Raw genomic sequence first — 1,074 nt, forward strand, 5'->3', positions numbered from 1 at the left:
ACGTGGTAGTTCGGGTTGCGGGGTCGGGATGGACGCGTTTGCATCGCCCATGGCAGCCCAGGCGATCATCCCGCCCTTGATGACCATGTGGGGACGCACCCCGAAGAAGGCCGGGTCCCACAGCACCAGGTCGGCGAGTTTGCCCGGCTCGATCGAACCGATCTCGTCGTCGAGGCCGTGTGCGACGGCCGGGCAGATGGTGTACTTCGCGACGTAGCGCATCACTCGGTTGTTGTCGGCTCCGTTGTCACCGGCCAGAAAGCCGCGACGAGACTTCATCACGTGGGCCGTCTGCCAGGTGCGCAGAACCACCTCACCTATACGGCCCATCGCCTGAGCGTCGCTGCCGATCATCGAGATCGCACCCATGTCGTGCAGCAGATCCTCGGCCGCGATGGTCGACGGCCGAATTCGACTCTCGGCGAAGGCCAGATCCTCCGGAATCGATGGACTGAGGTGGTGGCACACCATCAGCATGTCGAGATGTTCGTCCAAAGTGTTGACGGTGTGCGGACGCGTCGGGTTGGTCGAGCTGGGGAGGACGTGTGGCTGCGCCGCCACGGTGATGATGTCGGGTGCGTGCCCGCCGCCCGCCCCCTCCGTGTGATAGGCGTGGATTCCGCGTCCCTTGATCGCACCGAGGGTGGTCTCGACGAATCCGGCCTCGTTGAGGGTGTCCGAGTGCAGTGCCGCCTGAACGCCGGCGTCCTCGCACACTCGCAGGCACGCGTCGATGGCGGCCGGGGTGGATCCCCAGTCCTCGTGCAGTTTGAATCCCGATGCGCCGGCGCGCAATTGCTCCCACATCGAGTCGGGATTGACAGTGTTGCCCTTCCCGAGGAGCACGATGTTCATCGGCCAGTCGTCCAGCGACTCGAGCATCCGGGACAGGTGCCAGGCGCCCGGGGTGACGGTGGTGGCCTTGCTGCCTTCGGCAGGGCCGGTACCGCCGGCGATGACGGTGGTGATGCCGCCGCCGAGAGCCTCCTCCTTGATCTGCGGGCAGATCAAGTGGACGTGACAGTCGATGCCGCCTGCCGTGACGATCTTCCCGTTGCCACCGATGATCTCGGT

Annotated in this window: 1 protein-coding gene; it reads right to left on the minus strand. The window is 65.5% G+C overall.

Features of this window, described 5'->3' with window-relative positions:
* The coding region (locus A2J02_RS04575; protein WP_156516091.1) for an urease subunit alpha at window positions 1–1,074 on the minus strand (1,074 nt) is incomplete at both ends.

Origin of the sequence: Rhodococcus sp. EPR-147, assembly GCF_001647185.1 — a bacterium.
In the GTDB taxonomy this organism is placed as follows: Bacteria; Actinomycetota; Actinomycetes; order Mycobacteriales; family Mycobacteriaceae; genus Rhodococcoides.